Origin of the sequence: Streptomyces sp. DG1A-41 (genome assembly GCF_037055355.1) — a bacterium.
Classification (GTDB): domain Bacteria; phylum Actinomycetota; class Actinomycetes; order Streptomycetales; family Streptomycetaceae; genus Streptomyces.
Genome location: NZ_CP146350.1, coordinates 8,466,537 through 8,493,466, shown reverse-complemented (window position 1 = coordinate 8,493,466; position 26,930 = coordinate 8,466,537). Strand labels below are relative to the sequence as shown.

The following is a 26,930-nucleotide window of genomic DNA, read 5'->3' as shown; positions in this document are numbered from 1 at the left end:
GAGGGCTCCTTACGCGGTGAGAGCGGGCTGCTTCAGCAGGTCGGCGCGGTACCGGGCGGCGGCACGGGCAGCGGAGGGCCCGCCGAGCGCGACGACACCGACCAGCCGTCCGTCGCGGTGGTAACCGACCAGCACGTCCCCTGAGGGGTCACCGTCGAGGACCCGGATGTCATCGAGCCCCAGGACCGGCGCACCGAAGGACTGCAACCGGAAGTCGTGCTGGTCGCTCCAGAAAGTGGGCAGTGGTGCGAAGGGCGCCAGGCCGGCGTCCCCACCGACCAGCACCTTCGCGGCGTGCTTGGCCGAGTCGGCCGGCACGGACCAGTGCTCGACCCGCCGCGGCACACCGTCGTAGCGGGCGTTCGGGAAGCGGGCGACATCGCCGACCGCGACGACTTCCGGCCGGCCTCCGACCCGCAGGTGCCGATCGGTGAGGGCCCCGTCGCTCAGATCCAGCCCGTTGCCGTCCAGCCACTCGGTGTTGGCGACCGAGCCCACGGACTCCACCACCACATCAGCGGGAAGCACGGACCCGTCGCTCAGCACGACACCGGTGACGCGGTCGTCCCCTTCGAATCCGGTCACGCCCGACCCCAGCACGAAGCAGACCCCGCGCTCCTCGTGCCGCGCGAGCAGCACACGCGCCAGCATCTCTCCGAGCGGCCCGACCATCGGCAACGGCAACGGATCGACGACGGTCACCTCGGCCGCGCCGAGCCCGACGGCCGTCGCGGCGACCTCGCAGCCGATGAACCCGGCGCCGACCACGACGACCCGCACCCCGGGCCGGGTCAGCTCGCCCCGCAGGATCTGGGCGTCGTCGATCGTCCGGACCGTGTGACGGCCCTCGACCGGCCCGGGGCAGCGCAGCCGCCGGGGCCGCATCCCGGTGGCGACGACTAGCCCGTCATAGGAGAGCACCGAGCCGTCGTGGATCTCGACGGCCCGCTCGGCGAGCCGGACCGCGGTGACCCTCGTGCCCAGCCGCCACTCCACGTCGGCCGCTGACGCCTTCGGCGTGAAGGCGAGCGACGCGAAGGACGCCTTGCCCGCGAGGACCTCCTTGGACAGCGGGGGCCGGTTGTACGGCCGGTGCGGCTCGTCGCCGATCACCGTGATGCCGCCGGTCCAGCCCGCGGCGCGCAGCTGCTCGGCAGCGCGGAGCCCGCCGAGGGAGGCGCCGGCGACGACGATGCGCCCGCGCATGTCAGTCCTCGATCCGGATGGCCTGGAGCGGGCAGACGTCCGCGGCCTCCTCGACCTCGTCGCGCAGGGCGTCGTCGGGGTCGGGGACGTAGGCCAGGCGGCCGTCGTCGTCCATTTGGAAGACGTCGGGGGCCGCGAAGACGCACTGGCCGTGGTCCTGGCACTGGTTCATGTCGACGACGACCTTCATGGCCGGTCCTCCTGGATGTGAGGGCGTCGAAGCGGGATGAGAGGGGCCCGGCCGGAAAGGGCCGGGCCCCGGCCAACGGGGTGCGGTAGACCGCACCCCGAACTCGTTTGGCTTCAAACAAGGTAGGCAGGGGCGGTGGTCTGGTCAATAGCTATCCGGATGGATAAATTCTTGCCCCGCCCTCTTGCGGCACCTCCCGCCCACCCCTAACGTTTGGCGTCAAACAAAGCCCCCGGGCGGTCCCTGGCTCCGCCGCGCCCGGCCGCTCGTTCCTCACGCCACCCGCCTCCCCCGCCCCTGGTCCCGGAGGTGTCCCGACGTCCGCCCGAGGAGACAACGGTGAGCGCTCACGACCTTGCAGAAGTCCGCCGCCACATGGAGCGGCTCGCCGCCGACGGCATCGACGTGGTCCGGGTGACCTATCCCGACCTCATCGGCACCGACCGGGCGCGTGACGTGCTGCTGGAGGAGCTGCCCCGGGCCTGTGAGCACGGTCTCGCGTTCTGCCGGGCCGTCTACCACACCAGCCCGCAGGGCGACGTGGTCCCGGTCAGCGGCGGGCTGGACGCGGGACTGCCGGACATCTGTGTCCGCCCGGACCTCGACACGCTGGTGCCGCTGCCCTGGGAGCCGGGGGTGGCCGCCTGTCTGGGGGAGGTCGTCGACCCGGCGACCGGCGCGCCGGCCCCCGAGTCGCCCCGCGACCTGCTGCGATCGATCCTCGCCCGGTGTGCCGAGCACGGGCTGCGGCCCGTCGTCGGGCCCGAGCTCGAGTACTTCCTGTGCGACCCGGACCCGTCGGGCGGCTGGCGCCGCTACGCTCCCGACCCCGGGGTCGTCTACACCGCCGGCCTGCGGGCCGACCCGGACAACCACCTGCTGCGCACCCTGCGCCACGTGCGCGATCTGAAGGTCGGGGCCATCAGCGGCAACCACGAGTTCGACGGCGGCCAGATCGAGATCAACCTGGCGCACTCCGACGCCGTCTCGGCCGCGGACCGCTCCTTCCGCTTCAAGGCCGCGATCAAGGAGCTGGCCCGCAAGGAGGGCCGCCTGGCCACCTTCATGGCCAAGCCCTTCAACGACGCGGGCGGCTCCGGCTTCCACCTCCACCTGTCCTGCGACGACGAGGACGGCCGCAACACCTTCGACGACCCGTCGGGCCCGTACGGCCTGTCCGCGACCGCCCGGCACGCCGTCGCCGGTGTCCTCGCCCACGCGCCCGCCCTCGCCGCGCTGCTCAACCCCACGATCAACTCCTACAAACGCTTCGGCCCGGACACCCTGGCGCCCTGGCTGATCGACTGGGGGCTGGACAACCGCAGCGCCATGGTGCGCATACCGCCCGAGCGCGGCTCCGGCGCCCGGCTCGAACTGCGGCTGGGCGACGCGAGCGCCAACCCCTATCTGGCGATCGCCGCGACAACGGCCGCCGCCCTGCTGGGCGTCCTGGCCGGCGAGGAGCCGCCCGCGCCGCTGGAGGGCTACGGCTACGACACCGCCCGGTCCGCCGTCCTGCCGCAGACCCTGTCCGCAGCGCTGGACGCGCTGGAGGCGGACACCGCCCTGACCGACCTGCTCGGCAAGGGCTTCACCTCGTCCTTCCTCTCCTACAAGCGCGACGAGGTCGAACGCTTCCACCGGCACGTCACCGACTGGGAGTTCACCGAGTACGCCTACCACCTGTGACACCGCCCGTGACGCCGAGGAGCCTGCCGATGACGACCGAGACCCTGCCCGACGCCGTGCGCGAGCCGCTGCCCCTGGCCGACGTGAACCTCGCCGACCTGGACCGCTTCACGGACGGCGTCACACCCTGGCGGATGTTCCACACCCTGCGCCACGAGGACCCGGTGCACTGGCAGCCCGAGGAGGCGCCCAACTCCGGTTTCTGGGCGGTGACCCGGCACCGGGACATCGTCCGGGTCGACCGCGACTCCGAGACCTTCACCTCCACGAAATTCGTCAACCTGGAAGAGGTCGACGACGACCAGATCAAGAAACGCGCCTCCATCCTCGAACTGGACGGGGTCCGGCACCGGGCGCTGCGCAGCCTGATCCAGCGGCAGTTCGGCGCGAGCGTGATCAGCGGTTACACCGACTTCCTGCGCGGCCTGACCGCCCGGACCCTCGACGCCGCCCTCGCCAAGGGCCGTCTCGACTTCGTGGCGGACGTCTCGGCGGACTTCCCGATCAACGTCCTCGCCCGGCTGCTGGACGTCCCCCCGGAGGACAACCAGAAGCTCATCGACTGGGGCAACCGCATCATCGGCCACACCGATCCCGACTACGCGGACGTCCTGCTGCACAGCGAGGAGAGCGAGCGGTACCGCGACCTGCCCTTCCGCTCCCCCGCGTCGCTGGAGGTCTTCGAGTACGGACGGGAACTGGCGCGGCAGCGACGCGGCGGCGACGGCACCGACCTGGTCTCCCGCCTGGTCAACACCACACCCCGCGACGGAGTCCCGCTCTCCCCGCAGGACTTCGACAACTACTTCCTGCTCCTGGTCGTCGCCGGCAACGAGACGACCCGCCACACCATCTCGCACTCCATGCTGGCCCTCATCCAGCACCCCGAACAGCTGGCCCGCCTCCAGGAGGACCCCTCCCTGATCCCGGTCGCGGTGGAGGAGTTCCTGCGCTGGGCCTCCCCCGTCTACCACTTCCGCCGTACCGCCACGCGCGACGTCGAACTGGGCGGCAAGCGGATCAGGGAGGGCGACAAGGTCGTGATGTGGTTCGCCTCCGGCAACCGCGACGAGGAGGTCTTCGGCAACCCGTACGACTTCGACGTCGCCCGCGCGGACAACGACCACGTCACCTTCGGCAAGGGCAGCCCCCATCTGTGCCTGGGCAACCTGCTCGCGCGCACCGAGATCCGCATCATGTTCGAGGAACTGATCCCACGCCTGGCGGACATCCGCCTGGCGGGCGACGTGCCGCGGGTGCGCTCCAACTTCGTCAACGGCATCAAGAAGCTGCCGGTCGAGGTCACGTTGGCCTGACGCGGCCCGCCCAGTCGCGCAGCAGCCGGATCGTCCGCTCGGCGTGCTCCTCGTGCAGGTAGTGCCCACTGTCCGGCCAGTGGTCGACGCGGGAGCCGGGCACGGTCAGGGTGCCCCGTTCCCAGGCTGCCGCCTCCGCCGAGGTCCAGACCGTGAGCGCGGGCTGGGCGCGGCGGCGCAGGTAGGGCGGTGCCGGGCCGGCCGCTGGCCTTCGGCGGGCCCGGCAAGACGCCGGACGAGGTGACGGCCGCGCCGGAGCTGGGCGTCGGGCGGTTCCACGTCGAGAGCGAGCACGAGCTGCGCGTCCTGGCCGAGCTGGCACGCCGCGTGGTGCCCCGGCGGCGGATCACGGTGCTGCCGCGCGTCAATCTGCCGGAGCCCGGCGGCTCACTGGCGGGGAGCTCGCCGGCGATGGGCGGGCGGTCGACGCCGTTCGGCGTGGACCCGGACCGGGCCGAGCCGGTGCTCCGGGCGCTCGCCGACGGGACCTACCCACAGCTCCAACTGCCTGCACGCCCACTTGGCGAGCGGGCTGGAAGCGGCCGAGCTGCTGGCGGTCGCGGGGAGCGTGGTCGGCTGGGCCACGGGACTCGGCGCGCCGATCGCGGAGGTGAACGTCGGGGGCGGCATGAGCGTCGACCACGCCGCCCCGGAGCGCCACTTCGACCGGGCCACCTACGGCGAGGCCTGGCCCGGCTCTCCGAGGCCCGTCCGGAGCTGACGCTGCGGATCGAGCACGGGCGGGCGCTCACCGCGTACTGCGGCTGGTACGCCACGGAGGTGCTGGACGTGAAGCACAGCCACGGCGAGGAGTTCGCCGTCCTGCGGGGCGGCACCCACCATCTGCGCACTCCGGCGACGAAGGGGCACGACCAGCCCTGCTCCGTCCTGCCGGTGGACACCTGGCCGCACCCCTGGCCCCGGCCGTCGGCGGAAGCGGCCGGGTGACCCTCGCGGGGCAGCTGTGCACACCGAAGGACGTGCTGGCCCTCAGGGCCGGGGACCGGGTGGTGTTCTCGCTGGCGGGTGCCTATGCGTGGAACATCTCGCACCACGACTGCCTGATGCATCCCCGGCCCGGGTTCCACTTCCTGCCGGACGACACCCCGGCTGCCTGAGCAGCTCGCACGCGGTCTGCGCCCGCCGGATGGACCCGGCGGGCGCAGAGGGCCGGGACACGTCAGGCCGCGGCCAGGGCGGGTGACGCGGCCGGCGCCGGGTGCTCCGCCTCGGCGAGGAGGGCCATGAGGGTGGCCCGGGCCCGGGCCACCCGGGAGCGGACGGTGCCGACCGGGCAGTCGCTCAGCTCGGCGGCCTCGGCGTACGGCAGGCCGAGCAACTGCGTGAGCACGAACGCCTCGCGCCGCTCGTCCGGCAGTGAGGCCAGCAGCTCCAGCAGCGCCACGCCGTCGTCGAAGCCGGGAAGGCCGCGCGGCTGGGCGAGTTCGGCCGCCAGCTCCCAGTCCGGCAGGTCGGCCCGGCGGGGACGTACGGCGGTGTACCGGAGGCTGTCGGCCACCGCACGCCGGGCGATCGCCAGCAGCCAGGCACGCGCCGAGGAGCGGCCCTCGAACCGGTGCAGACTGCCGAGCGCCCGCAGGAAGGTGTCCTGCGCCAGATCGTCCACGGACTGCGGATCGGCGCACAGGTGCGCGACGTAGCGGATCACGTCGCGGTGCAGGGCGCGCACGAAGTGGTCGACGGCGGCGGAGTCACCGCCTCGGGCGGCCAGCGCCCAGGCGGTTATCGACTCGTCGGCCGACGCCGGGGGCTCTCTTCTCTCGTGCGAAAGGGGCAGGGCAGGAGTGATCACCTGATGTCCTTCTCGGGATTCCGGGACCACGGGAGGGCCAGCACGCGGGCGTGTGCGATGCCGGGCGTGCGCGCGTGGCCGCGCGGTCCGGTGAGTGAGGGAGGGGCCGTACCCGTACCGCGCCTGGCGCCTGAGCGGGCACGGCTGCCCACAGACACGGCCCCCAGGGGTGTACGGACGTACGACCGGCACCGGGGCGCACAGGGGCTGCCCCGGGGCTTACCGGCTGCCGTCAGACGGCAGCGGTCCTCACGGGTGGCCCTCTGGAGGTGATCGCGTGGACGAGAAGGAGGAGGCGCGGCGCCCGGTCCGAGGACCACCGCCGTACGCGCACGGGCGGGGGCGGCGGCGCGGGCAGGGCGAACAGGAGCCGCAGCGGCGCGGCCAGCCAGCCGCCCACGGCACGCAGGAGCCGGAAGAGGGCCCGCTCCCCGTGCCCCAGCCACAGGCCACACAGCAGGGCGGCGAGCAGGTGAGCCGCGAGCATGCCGAGGGACGAATCACCGCCGGGGGCGTGTCCCGCGTGCCCCATGTGCGCCGACATGGACATGGGATCCGTGGGCCCCATGGCATGCCCCCATGACCCCATACCGCCGGCCCCCATGTCCATGGAGTCCATGCGCGGGGAGGGCGCGCCACCCGATGAGCCACGCAATGTGCCCGACGGCGTGAGCGAGAACGCCGAGTGCAGGGCCGTCTGGACGGCCACGGCGACGGCGACGACCAGCCGGAGTCCACGTTCGCGGCCCGCCAGGCACCAGCCCGCCACTCCCGTCACGGCCCAGCCGGCGAGCAGTGTCGTGAGGGGCACATGGTCGCCGGACATCATGACGTGCCCCAGGGCGGCGAGCACGACACAGACGGCCGCGAACACCGCGGCCCGTGTCGCGCGAGCACACCACCCAGCTGTCATGGCGCCTCATCCTCGCATCCGGCCCCGCTCCGTCACCCATGGGTACGGACATCGCCCGGGCCGGACACTCAATCCACGCCATGTGATCCAGACCACTCGCGAACGTCGCGTGCTCCTGACCGTCAGTCAGTGGTGGGCGTGGACGACGGCATGACCCTTGCCCCGGCCGATCATCCACTTGTTGATCGGGGCCGTGACCAGGAAGGCGACCACGAAGCCGCCCAGGAGCGCGGACCAGAACAGGCCGTCCGTCAGATGGGCGTCCATCGCGCCGGGGGTGAGGGCGATGATCGCGTTGTCCACGAATTCCATCACCGTGATCGAGACCGTGTCCGCGGCCAGGGCGATACGGATCGCCGACCTGAGGCCCAGGCCGGCCCGCAGGACCGCGAACAGGGTGAACGAGTAGCCGAAGAGGAACGCGAGCCCGATCGCCAGGACCATCGTGGGCAGGTTGTCCCACTCCAGCGCGGTGCCGATCACCATGCCGAGGATCTCGCCGATCGCACATCCGGTCAGACAGTGCAGCGTCGCCTTCACGGCGGTCCCCCAGGTCGCCGTCCCGTGGTGGCGCCCTTCGTGGTCATGAGTGGAGTGATCCATGTGATCCATGACTCGACTATATACCCCCCAGGGGTATCAGCGCCACAGGCGGCACGACGAGCGAGCGGTGCTTCGACGTGCCGTTCTAGAGTGCTCGTCATGACGACATCAGCCACGCCCGCCACACAGGCCTACCTCGCCGAATTGTTCTCCCTGCACGGCCGGACCGCGGTGGTCACGGGCGGCAGTTCCGGCATCGGCCGCGCCATCACCGGTGCCCTCGCGCGCGCCGGGGCGAGCGTGGTGGTCGTGGCACGCGGCGAGGCCGGGCTGACCGCGACGGTCGAGGAGCTGACGGCCGAGGGATGCCGCGCCGCCTGGGTCAGCGCGGACCTGAGCACGCGCGAGGGCGTGCGGACGGCCGCCGAGCGGGCCGTCGAGGCGTTCGGGGAACCCGACATCCTCGTCAACAGCGCCGGGATCAACGTGCGTCCGCCGATGGACGAGCTCACGGAGGACGTCTGGGACCTCACGATGGCCGTCAACCTGGACGCGCCGTTCCTGCTGGGCCAGCGCTTCGGCCCCGGCATGGCGGAGCGCGGTTACGGGCGGATCCTGCACATCAGCTCGCAGCAGGCGCACCGGGCGTTCGTCCAGAGCGGTGCCTACGGCGCCTCCAAGGGCGGCCTGGAGTCGCTGGCACGGTCCCAGGCCGAGGCGTGGTCGCCGCACGGCGTCACCTGCAACGTCCTGGTGCCGGGCTTCGTCATGACGCCGCTCAACGCGCGGCTGTCGGCGGATCCGGAGAAGGTGGCCGCCCTCGCCGCGCGCACACTGATCGGGCGGAACGGACTGGCCGGGGACTTCGCGGGAGCTGCGGTCTTCCTGGCGGGCCCGGCGTCCGCCTACATCACCGGGCAGGCGGTCTTCGTCGACGGCGGCATGTCGGTGCACTGACCCGTCGCCGGCGCCGCCCGCTCAGTGCCCGGAGGGGTCCTTCCGCCAGACGAAGACCTCCGTGCCCGGGCCACGTTCGGAGAACCGGCCCGCCGGAGACGCCTCCCGCAGCAGCCGGCGGAGGTCCTCTTCGAAGTCGTCCCGCTGTCCCTCGAAAAGATGCGGTGCCGAGAACGACATGGAGAACACCCAGGCGACGACATCGTCGAAGGTCCGCTCCAGCGCCTGCCCGCCGGGGACGACGAGACGCCGGGGGCCGGAGAACCCCGCGCGGGCGAACACCTCGGCCTCTCCGCCCGGTGTGCCCTGCGGCAGCACTCCGCGGCCCGCTCGCCGCACGGGCCCCAGGTACCGCTTGACCAGTGCGTCCACCGCCGCGTAGGGGACGGCCGGGTGCGGCTGGCCGTCGAGGGTGCGGTGTTTTGTCTTCAGGTCCGTGATGTGCACCAGGGCGCCGCCCGGCTGGAGCATGTCCCTGACGGTCGCCGCGACCAGGTCCTGGTCCATCCAGTGGAAGGACTGCGCGAAGGTGGCGACGGCGAACGTGCCGAGCCCCGCGGGCAGAGCCTCGGCGCGGGCCCGCACCCACCGGGCCTTCACCACTCCCCGGTCGGCGGCCCGGCGTCCGGCTTCGGCGATCATCCCGTGATCTGGGTCCACGCCGACGATCTCGCCGAACAGATGCGCGAGGCTCAGGGCGATGGTCCCGGGCCCGCAGCCCACATCGATGAGACGCCCCTGCCCGTCGGGCCGCAGTTCCTCGGCGAGCGCGTCCGCCAGCCCGGGTGCGTACGGCAGCCGCCCCCGCTCGTAGTAGGCGGCGGTCCCCGAGAACAACGTGTCGTCCCACTCCCAACCGGCCACCACTCCGCCCACCACCCTCACCACAAGAGCTCCGCGATCACCCGGCCGGGCGATGACCTCGATGATTCCACGGCCGGACAACCGGCCGGGGGCAGGCGGCCGTTGAGCCGCCGGCCGGGCAGCGGCCGAGGGGCGATTGTCAGTGCCCGGTGCCACGCTGGGCACACCGAATCTGCGGAAGGGAAGCATCACCATGATCACCACGGACTTCGCCCCCGGTTCCCCCTGCTGGCTCGACCTCGGCACTCCGGACGTCCGGGCCGCCGCGGCCTTCTACGGCGCCGTGCTCGGGTGGGACTACGAGTCCATGGGCGAGAGTGAGGACTTCGAGGGCGGCATGTTCCGGAAGGACGGCAAGACCGTCGCCGGTCTCGGCAAGCTCACGGAGGAGGGAGCGCGCTCGGCCTGGATGCTCTACTTCAGCGTCACCGACGCGGACGCCACGACGGAAGCCGTGCAGCAGGCGGGCGGCACGGTCCGGGTGGCACCGATGGATCTCGACGGCTGGGGCCGGATGGCGCAGTACAGCGACCCGCTGGGCGGCCAGTTCGCCGTCTGGCAGCCGGGGACGAACAAGGGCGTCGATCTGGTCGACCAGCCGGGCTCGCTGTCGTGGACCGAGCTGTACACGAGCGACGCGGCGGCCGCGAAGGAGTTCTACGGCGGCCTGTTCGGCTGGCGGTTCAGCGACATGCCGCTGCCCGGCGGCGGGGGCACGTACACCCTCATCACCCCCGAGGGACAGCCCGAGGAGCGCATGCACGGCGGCCTCATGGAGCTCGGCAAGGAGAACCTCTCGCTGGCGAACGGCCGGCCGTACTGGCACCCGGTCTTCGCCGTGGAGGACTGCGACGCCGCGGTGGCCCAGGTCGCCGAGAACGGCGGCAGCGTGCAGATGGGGCCCGAGGACGCGGAGGGCGTCGGCCGGCTGGCGGTCTGCCTCGACCCGGCGAACGCGGACTTCGTGGTGCTCACCCCCGCCGAGAGCTGAGCCCTGTCCTGCCCGGCAGCTCACGCGGGCGGCCACCCGGAGATCGCCGTGCCCGCCGAGACCCTCGCGCCGGCGTACGTCCCGGCCGGTGGGTCACCACCGGCGATGGCGGTCACCGGCGATGCGCCGGTCGCCGAGCGACTGCACCTCACGGGCGTTGACCTCGAAGAAGAGATCCCGGTGGTGCTCCAGCGCGGCGGCGGAGGCCTGCAACCGGATGTCCCAGGGGTCCTCGCACCGGCGGGCCGACTCCAGCAGCCGGTCCAGGGAGGCGTTGGCCTCGCCCGGGTGGACGAAAACGGCGAGCGCCGCGTACTCCTTGGCACCGGAACCGCCTCCGTCGCGTCCGTGGCCCCGACGGTCCGCGCGTACTTCAGGTGCTGTTCCACGGGGAACGCCACGCCCCCGACGGTGTGCTCGGACGGTGCGTGCCAGCGGACGTCCTCCAGGTGGTAGGTGTGATCGCCGACGCTCATCAGGCACTCCTGACCGGACGGCGGCTCGGCCGTCACCGTGCCCTCCTCTCCCCGGACACAGCCGGGCCGGTGCCGCTTCGGGCGACGGCGGACTGCGCGGGGGCGGTGAGGGACACGGGCGATCGTCTTCGGTCGGACGGGCGGACGCCGGGCAACGACGACCGCATCCCTTTCCCAGTGCCGCGCCCGGAACGCGCGGCGTCACCCGGACTGCTGAACTCCGGGCCGCACGGCCTTGACGCGCTACGGTCGCGCTGTGAACGACAGTCCCGACGCGGCGGCTCAGGAATCCGGCGGCGACTCGGCGGACGTCCTCGCGTTCGTCGATTGGCGACGGACCGGGCCGCCGCGATCGTCGCCGAAGACCCCGCCCGGAGCGCGCGCTTCATGGCGGACGAGTGGGATCGTCTCCGAGTCGGGGATCGACCCGAAGGAGAAGTTCCTCTCCCTCGTCGAGTCCGGGGACCTCACCCACTCGGCGATGGACCTGAGGACCCGCCCCAGGGTCCGCGTCTACGGCGACACGGCCCTGGTCACCGGGCGCGTGACGAACACGGCCCATTTCCGGGGCGAGCGGTACGACGCCGACGAGTGGACGACCGACGTGTTCGTGAAGCGGGACGGCCGCTGGCTGTGCGTGCTGAGCCACATCACACCGGCAACCCCCGACTGAGCCGCAAAATCCTCTTGCATATGATGCGCAAATGCGCGACTACATCATCAGGGAAGCCACGGCGGAGGATCTCGACGGGGCTCGGGTGGTGATGCTGGACGCGGTGTACCGCGACTTCGGGACGGGATACGTGCCGCGCTGGCACGCCGACATCATCGATCCCGCGCCGTTCTACGTCGTACCGCCGCGGCACACGCTCCTGGTCGCCGTGGACGAGCGGGACGGGACGGTGGCGGCCACGGCGGCACTGGACGCGCGCGGCCCGGCGCATCCGCCGAACCCGCGCTGGCTGGCCGAGCGCTTCCCGTCGGGCGAGACCGCACAGCTCCGGCGGGTGTACGTGCGTCCCGAGCACCGGCGGCGGGGGCTGGCCCGGCGGCTGGTGGAGGGTCTGCTGGACTTCGCGCGGGCCGACGGTGGTTACCGGTCCGTGTATCTGCACACGTATCCGCACTCGCCCGGGGCGATGGGCCTGTGGCGGACGCTGGGCAAGGTGGTGTGCGACGAGCGGGAGGAAGTGCCCGGCGGGGGCAGCGGCGCGGTGCACTTCGAGATCCCCTTCGCCTGAACGACACGGGCATGACGCTGAACACCTCGATCTCACCCCTGACCAAGGGCCTGGCCGCCCTGCGCGTCCTCGCGCGCGGCGGCGGCCCGACGCTGCTGTGGCGGGTCGTGCTCACGGCCGGCCTGGTGGGCGCGATCGGCCTGCTGCCGTGGCTGTCGCGCACCGACCCGGCGCTGACCGTGCTCAAGGCGCGCTCGGCGGACCGTGACCCGACACCCGAGACGCTGCGCGCCATCCGCGACCAACTCGGGCTGGACGACGGCCCGTCGGCCCTGCTGGGCCGCTGGCTGGGCGGGCTGCTGCACGGGGACGCGGGCACGTCCTGGGTCTCGGGCGCCCAGGTCCTGCCCTCCGTCACGCAGGCGCTCGGCGCGTCGTTGCTGCTGGTCTCCGGCGCCCTTGTCGTCGCCGCGGTCACGGCGACGGCCGTGTGCGCCCGGACGCTCCGGCTCGGCTCGCGGGGCCGGCTCGGCACGCGCGGTGCCGGCGGCACGGCGACCGCGGTGCTGGCCGCGCTGCCCGAGTTCCTCGTCGCCTCGGTGCTCGCCTCGGTGATCGGCGTGCAGCTGGGCTGGCTGCCGGCCCTGGGCTGGTACGGGCCGCAGTGGATGGTGCTGCCCTCGCTGGCCCTCGGCCTGCCCGCCGGCGCGGTGCTCGGGCGGCTGCTGGACGACCTGCTGCCCGGCGCGTTCGCCGAACCGTGGGCGCTGGCCGCCGCGGCACGCGGTGTGCCGCCGACGTCCGTGGTGCGGCAGGCGGTGCGCCGCTGTGTGCCCGGACTGCTGCCGAACCTGGGCCTGTTCGTGGTCGGTCTGACCGGCGGATCGGTCGCCGTCGAGCAGATCTTCGACATCCCCGGCCTGGGCCGGCTCACCCTGCACGCCGCTCTCGCCCAGGACCTGCCCGTCCTGCAGACCGGCACGCTCGCCCTCGTCCTGCTCGCGGCCGCCGCCGGCCTCCTCGCCCGGCTGACGGCCCGGCTGCTGATCGGGCCCGCGCTGCGCGACGGCGCCCTGTCCTCCCTGCACCGGCCCGCCCCGCCCGCGCCCCGCGCCCTGCCCCTGCTGTACGGGGCGCTGCTCACCGCGGTCATCGGCCTCGGCCTGCCGCGCGACGCGCTCGCCCTGGACACCCTCGCCCGGCTGCAAGCCCCCTCCCCGGCGCACCCGTTCGGGACGGACGCGCTGGGCCGGGACGTCCTCGCCCGTGTCGCCCACGGCGCGCTGAACACCCTGGGCACGGCACTCGCGGTGAGTGCCGCCGCCCTGGTCGCCGGGCTGCTGCTGGGGCTGCTGCCGCGGCTGTCCGGGCCGCTGGTCGACACCGTCAGTGCCGTACCGCCCGTCATGGCCGGGCTCCTCGTCACCGGCGTCACGGGCAGCAACCCCTGGACGCCCGCCCTCGCCGTCGGTCTCGTGGCCTGGTCCCCGCTGGCCGTCCACACGTCCTCCCTGCTGCGTCAGGAGCGGGCGACCACCCACCTGGCCGCCACCCGCGCCCTGGGCGCCGGACGCTGGTACCTGCTCCGGCACGAACTGCTGCCCGCCGTGCTGCCGCCGGTGACGCGGCACGCCCTGCTCCGGCTGCCCGGCGTCGCGCTGAGCCTCGCCGCGCTCGGCTTCCTCGGCCTGGGCGCACAGCCGCCGTCCCCGGAGTGGGGCCTGCTGCTCGCCGAGAACCAGCCGTACGCCGAGCGCGCCCCGTGGGCCGCTCTCTTCCCGGCCGCCGTACTCGCCCTGCTGGGAGCGCTCGCGGTGACGGCCGCCGGCGGCGTACGACTGCCCCGGCTCCGTGGGAGGGCCGACAGCCCGGCGGGGCCGCCCGGCGGCCGGGTCGTGCCGGCCCCGCGGCGGCAGGCGAACCGCCCCGACGCCCTCCTGACCTCCGTGTCCCCCTCACCGACGGAAGAACGATGACAGGCCTCATATCCCACGTCCTGGCCCGCCGGGCCACCCGTACCTCCGGCGACGAGACACCCGACGGCGGGACGCCCGAGGCCCCGCGCGAGAGCACCTGGCGGCTCTGGAAGGAGCTGTCCCCGCTGCTGCGGCTGCTGATCCTCACCCAGCTCGCCTTCAACATCGGCTTCTACGCCGTGCTGCCGTTCCTCGCCGAACACCTCGGCACCGCGATCGGCATGGCGGGCTGGCTTGTCGGCTTCGTCCTCGGCCTGCGCACCTTCAGCCAGCAGGGCCTGTTCGTGGTCGGCGGCTCGCTCGTCGACCGCTACGGCGTACGCCCGGTCGTACTGGCCGGCTGCGTGCTGCGGATCGCCGGGTTCGCATGGCTCGGGTACGCGGCGGCGAGCTGGGCCGTGATCGGCGCCGTGCTGGTGATCGGTTTCGCCGCCGCGCTGTTCTCGCCCGCCGTGGAGTCCGAGGTGGCCCGCCAGGCCGTGGTCTGGGAGGAGGACGGGCACGGCTCGCGCACCCGCGTCCTGGCGCTGTTCAGCGTGGCGGGCCAGATCGGGGCCTTCGCCGGACCGCTGCTCGGCGCGCTGTTGCTCGCCGTCGACTTCCGCACCGTGTGCCTCGCGGGTGCCGCGGTGTTCGTGCTCGTCCTCGCCGGGCACCTGTGGTTGATGCCGCAGCACATCCCCGGCAGGGTCCGCGTCCGGGAGCGGGGCGGGGCGCGCGTGCTGCTGCGCAACCGCCGTTTCCTGGCCCTGTGCTGCGCGTACGGCACGTACCTGCTGGCCTACAACCAGCTGTATCTGGCCCTGCCGGACGAGGTACAGCGCGCGGCGGGCTCCCAGGCTCCGCTGTCCTGGCTGTTCGCCCTGTCCTCGGTGCTGGTGGTGTTCGCTCAACTACCCGTGACGCGCTGGGTGGGCGACCGGCTCGACCTGCGCCGCTCCATGACCGCCGGGCTGCTGCTGATCGCATCCGGTTTCGCGGTGGTGGCCGCGGCGCGCCCCGCGGGCTGGACGGGTGCCGCCGGGCTGCTGCCGGCCGCGGGCTTCGTCGTGCTGCTCACCGTGGGGCAGATGCTGGTCGTGCCCGCCGCCCGCGCCTGGGTGCCCGACCTCGCCGCGGAGGGCCGGATCGGCCTCTACATGGGCGCCCTGTCGTCCGTCTCGGGCCTGATCGTCCTCGCCGGCAGCGCGGCCACCGGCTCCCTGCTCGACACGGACCTCCCGGCCGCGGTGCCCTGGCTGGTCCTCGCGGCCATACCCGCCCTGGCGGTGGCGCTGCTGCCGCGCCGGGAGAAGCGGGCGCGGCGGCCTGACAGCACGCCCGGGCGCTGAGACGAAGCCCCGGCAACCACGCGCGCCGCAGCATCACGCCGGCGGGCGACTTCTCCGCTCCCCCGATTTCCGGAGCCGTACCGTCCCGCGTCACCGCACCGGGGAACGGTGGTCACGCGGCGCCAGTATCCTGGGTCGGCTGCGGCACCCCCACCAACCCTCGCTCGGACGCGGGGAGTTACGGCCTGCGGCGAGGACCTTCCCACGAGCATAGGACGAGGACGAGTGCTGCTAGCGGGCCGCTACCGGCTGGATGTTGAGATCGGGCGCGGCGGAATGGGAGAGGTCTGGCGTGCGTACGACGAGACGCTCGCCAGAGCGGTGGCCGTCAAGCTGCTGCTGCCTCAGGACACGGACGCGACGGCGGCCTCCCGGTTCCGCCTGGAGGCCCAGACGGCCGGGCGTCTGAACCATCCCAACGTGGTCGGGGTCCTGGACTTCGGCGAGTACGACCACCGGCTGTACCTGGTGATGGAGCTGGTCGAGGGCGACAGCCTCGCCCGGGTGCTGTCCGTCTCCGGCGCGCTCCCGGCCGAGCGCGTGGCGGAACTCGCCGCGCAGGCCGCCGCCGGACTCGCCGCCGCGCACGAGCAGGGCATCGTGCACCGGGACGTCAAACCCGCCAACCTCCTGCTGGACGCGGGCGGCACGCTGAAGATCGGCGACTTCGGCATCGCGCGCTTCCTCGACGACCCGGGCGCCGCGCTCACCGCCACCGGCCAGATCGTCGGCACCGGCCTCTACCTCGCGCCCGAGCGCGCCCTGGGCCTGCCCGCGGGTCCCGCCTCCGACATGTACTCCCTGGGGTGCGTGCTCTACCAGCTCCTCAGCGGCCGACCGCCGTTCCAGGCCGACACCGCCGTCGCACTCCTCCACCAGCATCTCGACAACGCCCCCGTACCGCCCCGCGACCTCGGTGTCGCCGGTCTGCCGCCGGCCTTCGAGAGTTACCTCCTCGCCCTGCTCGCCAAGCAGCCCGATGACCGGCCCACGGCGCGGCAGGCCGCCGAGTGGTTCGCCGGCGGCGCCTGGCGGGGGCTGCCCGAGCCGCTGCCGGAGGCGGCGTCTCCGGTGCCGTCCTCCGGGCCGGGACCCTACGCGGCGACCGACACCGGCAGCACGGCCACGCACGCGCTGCCCACGGGGTCCCGCACCGCCCCGGGCGGGCGTTCACGTCGCGCCGCACCCCGCAACGGCCTCGGCGACCACCGGAGAACGGCCGCGGCGGTGGCCGCGGCGGCGCTCTTCCTCGCCGCGACGCTCGCCGGCATGCTGTGGTTCTCGCCCGACGACACCGCGACGGAGGGCACGGAGCCCGACGCGTCCCCGTCCGCGAGCAGCCCGGCCGCCACCTCGTCCCCCGACTCCACCGGCCACCTCGCGTCCGCCCCGGCGACCGCCACGACTCCAGCCGCCGGCACAGTGGCCGATGTCACCCCCTCCCCCACGGCACCCGACACCCCGACCCTCGCCGAACCGACGCCCAGCTCTACGAGCCCGACGCCGGAGGCGAGCAGCAGCCCACCGGAGAAGGCGGACAAGCCCAAGCAGGAACAGCCTCCGCGGTCCGGGGAGAACGGGGAGGACGAGGGCGACGAGGCCGACGACTGAGTCGTCCCGCCCCGGTGTGCGAGCGGTCGCCCCTTCACGCGCCCCCTCGCGCGCCCCCTCGGCTGGCTTGTCATGGCCCTTATCTCGGCATTACTGTCACCACGCCTTGGTGAACGGGAAATCCGGTGTGATGCCGGTGCGGCCCTCGCCACTGTGATCGGGAAGTCCGGCTCCAGCCCTCACGGGCAGCCACTGGGTCCTCACGGACCCGGGAAGGCGGAGCACGGGCGGTGGGACCCGTGAGCCAGGAGACCGGCCAAGGCGCGTCAACCATCCACGAGGTGCTGGAGAGGGTCTGCTGAGCCATGCACATTGCCGAGGGTTTCCTGCCTCCGGCGCACGCGGTCGCCTGGGGTGTCGCGTCTGCGCCGTTCGTCGTCCACGGAGTCCGGTCGCTCACCCGTGAGGTGCGCGAGCACCCCGAGAGCACCCTGCTCCTCGGCGCCTCCGGCGCCTTCACGTTCGTCCTGTCCGCTCTGAAACTGCCGTCCGTCACCGGCAGCTGCTCCCACCCCACCGGCACGGGCCTGGGAGCCATCCTGTTCCGGCCGCCCGTCATGGCGGTGCTGGGCACCATCACCCTGCTCTTCCAGGCACTGCTGCTCGCGCACGGCGGTCTGACCACGCTCGGCGCCAACGTCTTCTCCATGGCGATCGTCGGGCCCTGGGCGGGATACGCGGTGTACCGGCTGCTGCGGCGGTACGACGTGCCGCTGATGGTCGCCGTGTTCTTCGCGGCGTTCGTCGCCGACCTGTCCACCTACTGCGTCACCAGCGTGCAACTGGCGCTCGCGTTCCCCGACCCGGGCAGCGGGTTCCTGGGTGCGCTCGGCAAGTTCGGCTCCATCTTCGCCGTCACCCAGATCCCGCTCGCGGTGAGCGAGGGGCTGCTGACGGTGCTCGTGATGCGACTGCTGGTGCAGTCCAGCAAGGGCGAACTGACCCGGCTGGGTGTGCTCCTCGCCAAGAAGCAGTCCCCGAGCGAGACCGAGGCGGTGGCCCGATGAGCAGGAACACGAAGATCAACGTCCTGCTGCTGCTCGCCGTGGCCGCGCTCGCCGTGCTACCGCTGGCGCTGGGTCTCGGCGACCACAAGGAGGAGCCGTTCACGGGCGCCGACGGCGAGGCGGAGACCGCGATCACCGAGATCGAGCCGGACTACGAGCCCTGGTTCTCGCCCCTGTACGAACCGCCGTCCGGCGAGATCGAGTCGGCGCTGTTCTCCCTCCAGGCGGCCCTGGGCGCCGGCGTCCTCGCCTACTACTTCGGCCTGCACCGGGGCCGGCGGCAGGGTGAGCGGCGGGCGCGGGAGCGGGACAGCGAGAGCCCGGCGGCCGGCACCGCCGAGGAGTCCACGGCCGAAAGGGCCTGAGCCGCGTGCTGCCGATCGACGCGGCGGCGCACAGCAGTCGCTGGCGCCGCCGTCATCCCGTGGACAAGGCCGTGCTCGGGCTGGGGCTGACCCTGCTGGCGATCTCGCTGCCGCCCTGGCCGGGCGCTGCCCTGGTGCTGCTGACCTCCCTGGTGGTGCTGCTGGGCCCGGCGGGCGTGCCCTGGCACCGGCTGTGGCGGGCCTACCGGGTGCCGTTGGGTTTCTGCGTGACCGGCGCTCTGACGCTGCTCGTGCAGGTCGGCGGGCCGGAGGGCTTCGTGTCCCTGGCCGGTGACGGGCCGCTCCGGGCCGGGGAGTTGCTGCTGCGCACCTCGGCGGCCTCCCTGGGGGTGCTGCTGTTCGCGTTCACCACGCCCATGTCCGACCTGTTGCCGCGGCTGGTCCGGGCGGGGGTGCCCGCGCCGGTCGTCGACGTCGCGCTCGTGACGTACCGCATGAGCTTCCTGCTGCTGGACTCCGTGCGCCGGGTCCGTGACGCGCAGGCCGCCCGGCTCGGGCACACCACGCGGGCCGCCGCCTGGCGTTCGCTGGGCGGTCTCGCGGCCACCGCGTTCGTCCGCGCCTTCGACCGGGCGGTCCGCCTCCAGGCCGGTCTCGCCGGGCGCGGCTACGACGGCACCCTGCGCGTCCTGGTGCCCGAGGCCCGCGTCTCCGTCCGCTTCACGGCCGCCAGTTGCGCGCTCCTCGCGGCGCTGGCCGTCCTCACCTTCGTACTGGAAAGGCCGCTGACATGAACGAGCCCGCCCTCGTCGCCCTGCGGGGCGCGTCCTTCGCCTACGAGGACGGCCCGGCCGTGCTCAGCGGCCTCGACTTCGAGATCCGCGAGGGGCGCGCGCTCGCGCTGCTCGGCCGCAACGGCAGCGGCAAGACCACGCTGATGCGGCTCCTCAGCGGCGGACTGAAACCGGACGCGGGCCGGTTGACGGTCGTCGGGCAGCCGGTGACGTACGACCGCAAGGGCCTGACCCGGCTGCGCACGACCGTCCAGCTGGTGGTGCAGGACCCGGACGACCAGCTCTTCGCGGCGTCCGTCGAGCAGGACGTGTCGTTCGGGCCGCTGAACCTCGGCCTGGACGACACGCAGGTGCGGGCGCGGGTGGCGGAGGCGCTCGCCGCCCTGGACATCACCGCCCTGGCCGACCGGCCCACCCATCTGCTCTCCTACGGGCAGCGCAAACGCACCGCCATCGCGGGCGCGGTCGCCATGCGGCCCCGTGTCCTCGTCCTCGACGAGCCGACGGCCGGACTCGACCCCGACGGCCAGGAACGGCTCCTCACCACGCTCGACGGACTCCGTGCGGCAGGCACCACGGTGGTGATGGCCACTCACGACGTCGACCTCGCCCTGCGCTGGGCCGACGACGCGGCGCTCCTCACCCCGTCCGGAGTCCGCACCGGGCCCGCCCCCGAGGCACTGGCCCGCACCGATCTCCTCCGGGAGGCGGGACTGCGGCTGCCGTGGGGTGCCGCCGCGGCGGAACTCCTGCGCGCGCAGGGGTGGTTGACCGGTGCGGAGCCGGGGCCTCGTACGCCTGCCGAACTCGCCGCCCTCGCGACCGGACGGCTCGGGGCGTCCGGCGGCTGAAGGCCGACCCTCTTCGTCACCGGAGTCGGACCCGCCGTGGAGTGGGTGCGGTGCCGTCAGCCCAGGCCCGGCGGTGTCCAGTCGGCGTGCCGCAGGATGGTGCGGACGGTCGCGCGGGAGGGGGCCAGCCGGAGAGCGGTGTTCCGCACGGCGACGGCCAGCGGGTGCGTCAGTTGCTGCCCCATCCGGCCGGCCTGGCGGGCGACGCGTGCGACGGACTGGCTGCGCGGGCGGCGCTCGGCGTCGTAGCGGGCCAGCGCCACTGCGACGCTTGGCTCGGTGGCGAGTGCGGCGGCCAGTACGGCCGCGTCCTCCAGTGCCTGGCAGGCGCCCTGGCCGAGGTTCGGGGTCATGGCGTGGGCCGCGTCACCGAGCAGCGCGATCCGGCCCGCGGTGAAGGCGGGCAAGGGCGTCACCAGTTCGTGGATGTCGTGGTGCAGGACGGCGTCGGAGCGGGTCGCGGCCAGCAGCGCGGGGACCGGATCGTGCCAGGTGCCGAACCGTCGGCGCAGTTCGGCGAGCGTGTCCGTATGCCGTATCCCGGGTGGCGAGTTGAGCACCGCGTGCCACTCGGCCCGACCGTCGGCGAACGCGATGTGTCCGAACTCGGCGCCCCTCCCCCAGGTCAGTTCGAAGTCGGTGTCCAGCTCCACCGGGCGCTCGGTGAGGGCGCGCGACACGGTGGACCCGCTGTAGGCCGGGCCGGGGTGCTGAGGGAACAGCCGGGCGCGCAGCCGGCTGCCGACTCCGTCGGCGGCCACGACCAGATCCGCGTCCAGGACGGTGTTCCCGAGCGGTATCCGTACCCGGCCGGGGTCGGAGCGGTCGACGGACGTCACCTCGTCCCCGACCACCAGGCACTCGGCCGGCAGCGCCGCGCGCAGCAGGTGATGCAGGACGGCACGCGGGATGCCGAGGATCGGCGTGCCCAGCTCGCGCTCGAGGGCGGTCCCGTCCATCCGGGCCAGCCAGCGGCCGCCGGGGACACGGGTGCCCCCGGTGTACTGGGGCCGCGCGGCAGCGCGCACCGCCTCGCCGACGCCGAGGACGTCCAGGGCACGGATGCCGTTGGCGTGCAGGGAGATGCCCGCGCCCGCATCGGCCAGGACGGGGGCGCGTTCGACCACCGTCACCTCCCAGCCGATCAGGCGCAGACCGAGTGCGGCGGCCAGCCCGCCGATGCCTCCGCCCACCACCACCGCGCTGCCAGCCATATCGGCCCTCTCTCGTCCACCCCGCCACGATCCTTCTACAAATGTAGAAACAGCGTACCCCGAGTCTCTACAGGTGTAGAAAAGGGGGATGGCCACAGACCGACGTACCGTCCTCGCCGACGCGGCCATCGGCGTGCTCGCCGAGGCCGGCATCCGGGGACTGACCCATCGCGCGGTGGACCGGGCGGCGAACCTGCCGGCCGGCACCACGTCCGCCTACTACCGCACCCGCCAGGCACTGCTCACCGCACTGGTCCGGCGCCTTGTCGCCCTCGACCAGGCAGAACTCCAGGCGATCGGGGACCGGACGCCGGTGCCGCGGAATGCCGAGGAACTGGTGGCCGGGATCGCCGCCTTCGTCCAGCAGCGGCTCACGGGGGACGGACGGCGACGCTCCCTCGCGCGCTTCGCGTGCGCCATCGAGAGTGTGCACCATCCCGAACTGCGGGAGATCCTGGTGCCGCGCCAGAACACGGCGCGGCGAGCCGTACGCGACTTCCTGGCCGCGCAGGGCGTATCGGACGCCGAGGACCGCACGGTCACGCTGCTGACCTGTGTGGACGGATTGGTCTTCGACCGCCTGGTGGGGGGCGGATCCGTGTCGGACCAGGAGATCCGCGGACTGGTGGTGGCGGCGCTCCGAGAGCCCGCACCCGCCGGCACCGCCCGCGGCGGGAGGCGGCGGGGTGACGTCGGTCAGTCGACGTAGGACTGGAGCGTGCCGCGACGCCGGATGTCGAGCGTCGCGCAGTGGAACGAGCCACCGAACGGCGCGTAGTGGAGCAGGTCGCACGGGATCGGCTCGAAGCCCCACTTCTCCAGGGCGCGCAGCATGCCGGTGTGGTGCCGCTCCGCGATCACACGCCGCTCGTCGATCATGAGGACGTTCATGCTGAGCCACTTGCCGCACAGCGACGTGACCTTGAGCAGAACCTCGTCGATCGGGTCGGGCTCGGGGGCGATCAGGACGTCCCAGGAGCTCAGGACGCCCGGCAGCCGGTCGACGTCGATGTATTCGGGGTTGATCAGCACCTTTCCTGGCGCGAGCAGGACGAACGTCGTGTCGATGTGCATGGGCGTGCGGCAGCGGCTCTCGATCTCGTGGATGCGGTACTCCGGCCCGAGATGGCGGCGCAGCCAGTCGATGCCCATCCGGTTGGTGACGTTGCTGCGCGTGACGAACAGGTCCCGTCCGGCCCGGACGAAGTCCGCCGCGTCGAAGACGGGCTCGAACTCGGTGAGGATGTACCGCATGGGCTCGCCGTCCTTCGGGACCCGAAAGTCCGGATCGAACAGTTCGTCCGTGAGCTGCGGCCTGGGTGCCGCCGTCCAGCGCGCGCCGCGCCGGAAGTAGTCCTTGAGGAGCGGGCGGTAGGAGTGGGTCTCGAAGTACCGGCACGGCCAGGCCATCGGGGTTTCGATGATCTCGTCGCCGATCACGAGCATGCTGTCCCGCGGACAGGTGTTGCAGAAGCCCCGCGAGGTCCAGTCCGGGGTGCCGAAGCGGCGCCGGTGGTCGACCGCGTCCGGCCGCCTGACCGTGACGCCGAGGGACTCCAGCAGGGCGACGAACCCGTCGATCTCCTGCTGGGCCTGCTCGACGAGCAGGCGCGGATAGCGGAAGCCGGCGGCAAGGCCCTGCAACCGCCCGGCCCAGGGCGGTACGTTGCAGCTCACCACCGGGTGGTCGGAGGGGATCGCCGCTCCCTCGAGACGCCCGACGATGATCTCCTCCAGCGGGTCCCACTCGGTGTGCGAGTTGACCGGCGCGACGAGGCGCTCCGCGGCCTCGTCGGTCGCGGCCGGTGTCCCGGACCTCCCCGTGAGGGCCATGCTCACCACCTTCGGGTCGCAGGTTTCGGTGATGCACCGGATTTACCAGGTTACTCAACGTGGCGCGCCGACACGGTCTCCGTCAACAGTCGTGCGTGTCCGCCCGGGCGGTCCGGCCGTGCGCAAAACGCTTGTCCGCCCTCGCGGCACGGCACTACGTTGCCGATGTGGATCTCTTCTCACGCTCCTGGACGGCGTTGCGCGCGGCGGTCGCCGACCTGTCCGACGAGGACTTCGCCCGGCCGTCCGGCTGTACCGGCTGGCTGGTGCGGGACCTGGTGTGCCACCTGGTCATCGACGCGCAGGACGTCCTGATCACCCTCGCCACCCCCGCTGACGGGGAACCGACCCGGGACGCGCTGACCTACTGGGAGCTCTCCGACACGCCGCCGACCGGAGACGACCCGCTCGACGCGCTGACCGTCCGGCTGGCCGCCGCGTACGAGGAACCGCACCTGCTCAAGTTCCACCTGGACGATGTCGGCTCCGCCGCCGACCGTGCCGCGGCACTCGCCGACCCGGGTCTCAGGGTCGGCACCCGCGACGAGGTTCTCACCGTGGGCGACTACCTCTCCACGTACGTCATGGAGTGGACGCTGCACCACCTCGACCTGATCGCCCACCTCCCGGAGGCCGCGCAGCCGCCGGCGGTGGGGCTCGCCCGGTCCCGTGGGATGCTCGAGCGGATCGCCGGGAGCGCGTTCCCCCCGTCGTTCTCCGACCGGGACGCGCTACTGGTGGGCACCGGGCGGCGACCGCCGACCGACGTGGAGCGGGCCGGACTCGGCGAACTGGCCTCGAGGCTCCCGCTCTACCTGGGCTGAGCGGGCTACCAGCCCTCGCACGCCAGGTCCAGGAGCGCTTGCGGCTCCTGGACCTGGCGGACAGCGGTGACGTGCAGGGCCTGGCCGGCCGTGGTGTCAGTGCCGCGGGTCCGGTGAGCCGGCCGACGGCTTACGGCGGGTGGCGCTGCGGTACGTGGAGATGCCCAGCGCGAGGAGGCAATAGCTGAGGATCGCGCCCATCGAAGCCGTGGTGCCCCAGCCGTTCGCCGCGTAGAAGTCCGCCGGGTCGTTCCCGAAGAACGAGGACGGCACGAAGGCCACATTGACACCGGCCAGGACGTAGGCGGAGCGGCTGGTCCATAGCGCGGCAGCAGGTTCGTACGGGAGATGCCGAAGCCCACCACGACCAGGAACAGCGCCAGCAGCACACGACCGATCGACCCGTAGGGGATGTAGGTGCCGCTGACCGTGATGGTCGGATCGGTCGAACGGTCGGCGGCGATGACCGCGCCGGCTTCCAGCCCGCTGGGGACCAGGGTGACCGTCGCGTAGACCAGTCCGGTGGCGAAGGCCATCGAACCCACCCATGCACAGGCCGGGTTCACCCGCTTGACCAGCTCGCGGAAGGCCGTCACGAACACGATCAGGAACGCCGGCGAGAAGATCGCGAGCAGCGGCCTGGTGAGGACGTTCGAGTCCGGCGGCCGCCCTGATCGTCGAAGTACAGCGGTACTTCGACGATCAGGGCGGCCGCGGCGGCGAGGCCCGTCAGGCGCCTGGCGAAGGCCTCGGTCATGGGGTCCCCCGAAGTCCGGTGGGGACCGGTCGTCGGCCCGTTGCCGACGACTCACATGCTGTCGCCCCCGGCACGGCCCCTCCCTGGGCCTGGACACCCGATGCGATGGGGTCCTACCGACACCCCTGCCCCTCACGTCCTGAATGGCCCGCCCGGCTGCGCACCACCGCCCCGCCCCGCCCCGAGTCCGCCGACCGTGCCCCTTGGCGCTCCCTGCGCACCACCGCCCGGCCGGAAAACGCTTGGACTCCGCGGTCGCCGTCGCGGGACACTTCCGGACTCGACCCGAATCTCCACACATCCGTTGCGGCGATGGCCCCTGCCCGCACCAGCGCGTGGCGGGCGGCCACAGAACGACACAGGGGTGGGATGGAAACGCCTGAATCGCGGAGGGTTTTGCCGGGCAAACGCTCGGTACTTCTCGCACTTCGTTACTACGGACGGGAGTTGGCCCGGCTCCGTCGGCTGACGGCACCCGCGATGCTGCTCATGGCGCTGGGCAACATCGGCATCAACTACATCGCGCCGCTGATCGTCGCCAAGCTCGTCGGCGACATCGCAGACGACAGAGACCTCACGGTCGACTCGGCACTGCCGTACGTCCTCGGTTTCGCCGGGGTCCTGCTTCTCGCGGAGGGGCTGTGGCGCGTAGCGATGCACTGCCTCAACCGCCTCGACGCCCGCGGCATCGAGCACCTGTACGTGATCGGGCTGGACGAACTGTTCGCCAAGGACGCCGTGTTCTTCCACGACAACTTCGCCGGTTCGCTGACCAAGCGCGTCCTGAGCTTCGCCTCGCGCTTCGAGCAGTTCGTGGACACGCTGGCGTTCCAGATCGTGGGCAGCTTCGTGCCGCTGGCGTTCGGGGCGGTGGTGCTGTGGCGCTACGAACCCCTGCTCGTGGTCGGACTGCTGGTGATGATCGCGCTGACCGGGGTGCTGGTCGTGCCGCTCATCCGGCGCCGCCAGGCGCTGGTCGACCTGCGGGAGGAGGCGATCGCCCGGGTCGCGGGCCACGTCGCCGACAGTCTGATGAACATGGACACCGTGCGGGCGTTCGCCGCGGAGGAGCGCGAGGCCGCCGAGCACCGCTCCCGGGTCGCCACGTCACGCCGGCTCACGCTGCGGTCGTGGGACTACGGCAACCTCCGCATCGACACGCTGGTCGCGCCGCTGTTCGTGGTCACCAACGCGCTGGGCCTGCTGCTCGCGGTCACGCTCGCCGGGGGCGGGCACGGCGTGGAGGCGATCGTGGTCGCCTTCACCTACTACAGCAACGCGACACGGATCATGTTCGAGTTCAACCAGATCTACCGCCGGCTGGAGAGCTCGATGACGGAGGCCGCGCAGTTCACCGAGCTGCTCCTGACGCCTCCTACCGTGCTCGACCCGCCGTCGCCGGAACCGCTGCGGCCCCGGGCCGCCGACATCCGCTTCGAGAAGGTGACGTTCGCGCACCGGGGCGGCAAGCCGCTGTTCGAGGGTCTCGACCTGGAGGTGCCGAGCGGGGCGAGGGTCGGCCTGGTCGGCCGCTCCGGCGGCGGCAAGACCTCCCTCACCCGGCTGCTGTTGCGGATGACGGACATCGACGGCGGCCGCATTCTCGTGGGTGGTCAGGACATCAGCCGGCTGAGCCAGGCCGACCTGCGCAGCCAGATCGCCTACGTGCCGCAGGATCCGGCGATGTTCCACCGCACTCTGCGGGACAACATCGCGTTCGCCCGGCCGGACGCCACCGAGGCCGAGATCCGCCGGGCGGCCGAGGCGGCCCATGTCACGGAGTTCGCCGACGCGCTGCCGGACGGCTTCGACACCATGGTGGGCGAGCGCGGCGTGAAGCTGTCCGGCGGTCAGCGCCAGCGCGTCGCTCTCGCCCGGGCGATCCTGCGCGACGCGCCGATCCTGCTGCTCGACGAGGCGACCAGCGCCCTGGACTCGGAGAGCGAACTCCTCGTGCAGGAGGCACTGTGGCGGCTCATGGAGGGGCGGACCGCACTGGTGGTGGCGCACCGGCTGAGCACGGTCGCCGGCATGGACCAGCTCGTCGTCCTCGACCGCGGACGGATCGTCGAGCAGGGCACGCACCAGGAGTTGCTCGCGATCGGCGGTGCCTACGCGAAGCTGTGGCAGCACCAGTCGGGCGGTTTCCTCGACGACACCTCGGGGCGGGCCGAGGTGCTCTGAACACGGCGCGGCCCAGGTGCTCTGAACACGACGCGGGCCGAGACCGTCTCCTCGCCCGTGAGGAGACGGCCGTCGCCGGACCG

The 26,930-nt window shown here is 72.8% G+C and carries 23 protein-coding genes, 3 pseudogenes and 1 riboswitch; of the genes and pseudogenes, 17 read left to right on the top strand and 9 right to left on the bottom strand.

Going from position 1 to position 26,930, the window contains the following annotated elements; translation table 11 throughout:
• Positions 1 to 9: 9 nt before the first annotated feature.
• Entirely contained in the window at positions 10 to 1,206 is a 1,197-nt protein-coding gene (locus V8690_RS39275; protein WP_338784787.1) for an FAD/NAD(P)-binding oxidoreductase, read from the bottom strand.
• Between the two features lies 1 nt (position 1,207).
• Positions 1,208 to 1,396, bottom strand: coding sequence for a ferredoxin (locus tag V8690_RS39270; protein ID WP_338784786.1), 189 nt, complete (start codon positions 1,394 to 1,396; stop codon positions 1,208 to 1,210).
• A 339-nt stretch (positions 1,397 to 1,735) separates the two neighbouring features.
• On the opposite strand from V8690_RS39270, the gene V8690_RS39265 reads away from it, so the two are divergent.
• The 3 genes and pseudogenes from V8690_RS39265 to V8690_RS39255 all read left to right on the top strand — a co-directional run.
• Positions 1,736 to 3,085 carry a glutamine synthetase family protein gene (locus V8690_RS39265; RefSeq protein WP_338784785.1) on the top strand — a complete coding sequence of 450 codons (1,350 nt, stop codon included), beginning with the start codon at positions 1,736 to 1,738 and terminating at the stop codon, positions 3,083 to 3,085.
• Between the two features lie 29 nt (positions 3,086 to 3,114).
• Positions 3,115 to 4,401 carry a cytochrome P450 gene (locus V8690_RS39260; protein WP_338784784.1) on the top strand — a complete coding sequence of 429 codons (1,287 nt, stop codon included), beginning with the start codon at positions 3,115 to 3,117 and terminating at the stop codon, positions 4,399 to 4,401.
• 183 nt (positions 4,402 to 4,584) lie between these two features.
• A pseudogene (locus V8690_RS39255) lies at positions 4,585 to 5,519 on the top strand (type III PLP-dependent enzyme); the annotation flags it as partial.
• 62 nt (positions 5,520 to 5,581) lie between these two features.
• Here the strand turns inward: V8690_RS39255 and V8690_RS39250 are convergent.
• From V8690_RS39250 to V8690_RS39240, 3 genes are all read right to left on the bottom strand, one after another.
• Entirely contained in the window at positions 5,582 to 6,214 is a 633-nt protein-coding gene (locus V8690_RS39250; protein WP_338784783.1) for a sigma-70 family RNA polymerase sigma factor, read from the bottom strand.
• Positions 6,215 to 6,446: 232 nt separating this feature from the next.
• Positions 6,447 to 7,127, bottom strand: a complete 681-nt coding sequence (locus tag V8690_RS39245; RefSeq protein ID WP_338784782.1) for a hypothetical protein — start codon at positions 7,125 to 7,127, stop codon at positions 6,447 to 6,449.
• Positions 7,128 to 7,253: 126 nt separating this feature from the next.
• A complete protein-coding gene (locus V8690_RS39240; RefSeq protein WP_338785625.1) occupies positions 7,254 to 7,730 on the bottom strand; it encodes a DUF4396 domain-containing protein in 477 nt (158 codons plus the stop codon).
• 99 nt (positions 7,731 to 7,829) lie between these two features.
• On the opposite strand from V8690_RS39240, the gene V8690_RS39235 reads away from it, so the two are divergent.
• Positions 7,830 to 8,627 (top strand): SDR family oxidoreductase, encoded by a 798-nt coding sequence (locus tag V8690_RS39235; RefSeq protein ID WP_338784781.1) that lies wholly within the window; start codon positions 7,830 to 7,832, stop codon positions 8,625 to 8,627.
• 21 nt (positions 8,628 to 8,648) lie between these two features.
• On the opposite strand, the gene V8690_RS39230 is transcribed toward V8690_RS39235, so the two are convergent.
• Positions 8,649 to 9,494, bottom strand: a complete 846-nt coding sequence (locus V8690_RS39230; RefSeq protein ID WP_338785624.1) for a methyltransferase domain-containing protein — start codon at positions 9,492 to 9,494, stop codon at positions 8,649 to 8,651.
• 190 nt (positions 9,495 to 9,684) lie between these two features.
• Here V8690_RS39230 and V8690_RS39225 point away from each other — a divergent pair, with 190 nt between their 5' ends.
• The 10 genes and pseudogenes from V8690_RS39225 to V8690_RS39180 all read left to right on the top strand — a co-directional run bounded on the left by V8690_RS39225 (position 9,685) and on the right by V8690_RS39180 (position 20,035).
• Complete coding sequence (locus tag V8690_RS39225) at positions 9,685 to 10,482, top strand: VOC family protein (protein WP_338784780.1); 798 nt, start codon at positions 9,685 to 9,687, stop codon at positions 10,480 to 10,482.
• Positions 10,483 to 11,294: 812 nt separating this feature from the next.
• Positions 11,295 to 11,631 (top strand): annotated as a pseudogene (locus V8690_RS39220) (nuclear transport factor 2 family protein); the annotation flags it as partial.
• A gap of 31 nt (positions 11,632 to 11,662) precedes the next feature.
• Positions 11,663 to 12,199: a GNAT family N-acetyltransferase gene (locus V8690_RS39215; RefSeq protein WP_338784779.1), complete on the top strand. Its 537-nt coding sequence runs from the start codon at positions 11,663 to 11,665 to the stop codon at positions 12,197 to 12,199.
• An 11-nt stretch (positions 12,200 to 12,210) separates the two neighbouring features.
• Positions 12,211 to 14,115 carry an ABC transporter permease subunit gene (locus V8690_RS39210; RefSeq protein ID WP_338784778.1) on the top strand — a complete coding sequence of 635 codons (1,905 nt, stop codon included), beginning with the start codon at positions 12,211 to 12,213 and terminating at the stop codon, positions 14,113 to 14,115.
• Positions 14,112 to 15,446 (top strand): MFS transporter, encoded by a 1,335-nt coding sequence (locus tag V8690_RS39205; RefSeq protein WP_338784777.1) that lies wholly within the window; start codon positions 14,112 to 14,114, stop codon positions 15,444 to 15,446. The genes V8690_RS39210 and V8690_RS39205 overlap by 4 nt, the downstream gene beginning before the upstream one ends.
• Positions 15,447 to 15,671: 225 nt before the next feature.
• Entirely contained in the window at positions 15,672 to 17,057 is a 1,386-nt protein-coding gene (locus V8690_RS39200; RefSeq protein ID WP_338784776.1) for a serine/threonine-protein kinase, read from the top strand.
• A gap of 68 nt (positions 17,058 to 17,125) precedes the next feature.
• A riboswitch (cobalamin riboswitch) is annotated at positions 17,126 to 17,333 on the top strand.
• 29 nt (positions 17,334 to 17,362) lie between these two features.
• Positions 17,363 to 18,064, top strand: a complete 702-nt coding sequence (locus tag V8690_RS39195) for an energy-coupling factor ABC transporter permease (RefSeq protein WP_338784775.1) — start codon at positions 17,363 to 17,365, stop codon at positions 18,062 to 18,064.
• Entirely contained in the window at positions 18,061 to 18,429 is a 369-nt protein-coding gene (locus V8690_RS39190; RefSeq protein WP_338784774.1) for an energy-coupling factor ABC transporter substrate-binding protein, read from the top strand. The genes V8690_RS39195 and V8690_RS39190 overlap by 4 nt, the downstream gene beginning before the upstream one ends.
• Before the next feature lie 5 nt (positions 18,430 to 18,434).
• Entirely contained in the window at positions 18,435 to 19,184 is a 750-nt protein-coding gene (gene cbiQ / locus V8690_RS39185) for a cobalt ECF transporter T component CbiQ (protein WP_338784773.1), read from the top strand.
• Positions 19,181 to 20,035, top strand: a complete 855-nt coding sequence (locus V8690_RS39180) for an ATP-binding cassette domain-containing protein (RefSeq protein WP_338784772.1) — start codon at positions 19,181 to 19,183, stop codon at positions 20,033 to 20,035. The genes cbiQ and V8690_RS39180 overlap by 4 nt, the downstream gene beginning before the upstream one ends.
• Before the next feature lie 56 nt (positions 20,036 to 20,091).
• Here V8690_RS39180 and V8690_RS39175 read toward each other — a convergent pair whose 3' ends face one another.
• Positions 20,092 to 21,249 (bottom strand): FAD-dependent monooxygenase, encoded by a 1,158-nt coding sequence (locus V8690_RS39175; RefSeq protein WP_338784771.1) that lies wholly within the window; start codon positions 21,247 to 21,249, stop codon positions 20,092 to 20,094.
• Positions 21,250 to 21,337: 88 nt separating this feature from the next.
• Here V8690_RS39175 and V8690_RS39170 point away from each other — a divergent pair, with 88 nt between their 5' ends.
• A complete protein-coding gene (locus V8690_RS39170) occupies positions 21,338 to 21,958 on the top strand; it encodes a TetR family transcriptional regulator C-terminal domain-containing protein (RefSeq protein ID WP_338784770.1) in 621 nt (206 codons plus the stop codon).
• On the opposite strand, the gene V8690_RS39165 is transcribed toward V8690_RS39170, so the two are convergent.
• Complete coding sequence (locus V8690_RS39165; RefSeq protein ID WP_338784769.1) at positions 21,946 to 23,082, bottom strand: amidinotransferase; 1,137 nt, start codon at positions 23,080 to 23,082, stop codon at positions 21,946 to 21,948. The two genes, V8690_RS39170 and V8690_RS39165, sit on opposite strands and share 13 nt — an antisense overlap.
• 167 nt (positions 23,083 to 23,249) lie before the next feature.
• Here V8690_RS39165 and V8690_RS39160 point away from each other — a divergent pair, with 167 nt between their 5' ends.
• Positions 23,250 to 23,906 (top strand): maleylpyruvate isomerase N-terminal domain-containing protein, encoded by a 657-nt coding sequence (locus V8690_RS39160; protein ID WP_338784768.1) that lies wholly within the window; start codon positions 23,250 to 23,252, stop codon positions 23,904 to 23,906.
• Between the two features lie 96 nt (positions 23,907 to 24,002).
• Here V8690_RS39160 and V8690_RS39155 read toward each other — a convergent pair.
• Positions 24,003 to 24,663 (bottom strand): annotated as a pseudogene (locus V8690_RS39155) (hypothetical protein).
• A 369-nt stretch (positions 24,664 to 25,032) separates the two neighbouring features.
• Here V8690_RS39155 and V8690_RS39150 point away from each other — a divergent pair.
• Entirely contained in the window at positions 25,033 to 26,847 is a 1,815-nt protein-coding gene (locus V8690_RS39150) for an ABC transporter ATP-binding protein (RefSeq protein WP_338784767.1), read from the top strand.
• Positions 26,848 to 26,930: the final 83 nt, after the last annotated feature.